The sequence below is a fragment of the Bacteroides mediterraneensis genome (assembly GCF_016900355.1).
Taxonomy (GTDB): domain Bacteria; phylum Bacteroidota; class Bacteroidia; order Bacteroidales; family Bacteroidaceae; genus Phocaeicola.
Map to the genome: position 1 here is coordinate 1 of NZ_JACJKA010000093.1, position 429 is coordinate 429.

1 protein-coding gene is annotated in these 429 nt (G+C 58.5%); it reads left to right on the top strand.

The features are described 5' to 3' along the window. Positions 1–10 precede the first annotated feature (10 nt). Positions 11–429, top strand: a 419-nt coding sequence (locus H6A28_RS14975) for an FAD-dependent oxidoreductase (protein WP_345944575.1), incomplete at its 3' end; no start/stop codon positions are given.

A 429-nucleotide genomic window follows, 5' to 3' on the forward strand; every position in this document is an offset into this window, starting at 1 on the left:
GCTTATGGCGGTGGGCCGCACCCCCAATACCGAGGGACTGAACGCACAAGGCATTGGCTTGGAATTTGACCGGAATGCCATCAAGACCGACCTCTGCCTGCGTACCAACGTGCCCAATATCTACGCCATCGGCGATGTCAACGGCAAGGCCATGCTGGCCCACACAGCCTCTCACGAGGGCATGGTGGCAGTGGCAAATATCTGCGGCCGCCATGAGGAGATGCATTATGACCGCATCCCATCCTGTATCTATCTGGAACCCGAGATTGCCTGCATCGGCCTCACGGAGCCCCAGGCCCGGGAGAACTATGGCGACAACCTGAAAATTGGACGCTTCAGCATGATGGCGAACGGGAAAAGCCTGGTGGAAGGGGACACCGACGGCCTGTTTAAGGTCATAGTGGCCGGCGATACCGGAGAGATTCTGGG